Raw genomic sequence first — 1,175 nt, forward strand, 5'->3', positions numbered from 1 at the left:
CGTTCGACCGCGAGTGCGACACCCATCCCGCCGCCAATGCACAGCGACGCCAGCCCGCGCTTCGCGTCGCGCTTGACCATCTCGTGCAGCAGCGTCACCAGGATCCGGCAGCCCGACGCGCCGATCGGGTGGCCGATCGCGATCGCCCCGCCGTTCACGTTCACCTTCGACGTGTCCCAGCCCATCTGCTTGTGCACCGCCAGCGCCTGCGCCGCGAAGGCCTCGTTGATTTCCATCAGGTCCAGGTCGCCCGGCGTCCAGCCCGCACGTTCCAGGCAGCGGCGCGATGCCGGTACCGGACCCATGCCCATCACGCTCGGATCCACGCCCGCGTTCGCGTACGCCTTGATCCGCGCAAGCGGCGTCAGGCCGAGTGCCGCCGCCTTCTGCGCCGACATCACCAGCACCGCCGCCGCGCCATCGTTCAGGCCCGACGCGTTCGCCGCCGTCACCGAGCCGTCCTTCGAGAACGCCGGCTTCAGGCCCGCCAGCGATTCCGCCGTCACGCCGTGACGCACGAACTCGTCCGTCGCGAACTGCAGCGGCTCGCCCTTGCGTTGCGGAATCGCCACCGGCACGATCTCGTCGTTGAAGCGCCCGGCCTTCTGCGCCGCTTCCGCCTTGTTCTGCGACAGCGCCGCGAACGCATCCTGCTCCTCGCGCGTGATTCCGTATTCCTTCGCGACGTTCTCCGCCGTGATGCCCATGTGGTACTGGTTGTACACGTCCCACAGACCGTCGACGATCATCGTGTCGACCAGCTTCGCGTCACCCATCCGGAACCCGTCGCGCGAGCCCGGCAGCACGTGCGGCGACGCGCTCATGTTTTCCTGGCCGCCCGCGATCACGATGTCGGCATCGCCCGCCATGATCGCGTTCGCCGCCAGCATCACGGCCTTCAGGCCCGAACCGCACACCTTGTTGATCGTCATGCCCGGCACCGCGCTCGGCAGGCCGGCCTTGATCAGCGACTGGCGCGCCGGGTTCTGCCCCGAGCCCGCCGTCAGCACCTGGCCCATGATCACTTCGCTCACCTGCTCGGGCTTCATGCCCGCGCGCTCCAGCACCGCGCGAATCACCGTCGCGCCCAGCTCCGGTGCCGCGACCTTCGCGAGCGAGCCGCCGAATTTGCCGACCGCGGTCCGCGCGGCCGATACGATCACTACGTCCGTCAT

The 1,175-nt window shown here is 69.1% G+C and carries 1 protein-coding gene; it reads right to left on the reverse strand.

Going from position 1 to position 1,175, the window contains the following annotated elements; translation table 11 throughout:
• The coding region (locus tag DIE15_RS36620; protein ID WP_148095703.1) for an acetyl-CoA C-acetyltransferase at window positions 1-1,175 on the reverse strand (1,175 nt) is incomplete at both ends.

The organism is Burkholderia sp. Bp9031, assembly GCF_003857965.1.
Taxonomy (GTDB): domain Bacteria; phylum Pseudomonadota; class Gammaproteobacteria; order Burkholderiales; family Burkholderiaceae; genus Burkholderia; species Burkholderia ambifaria_A.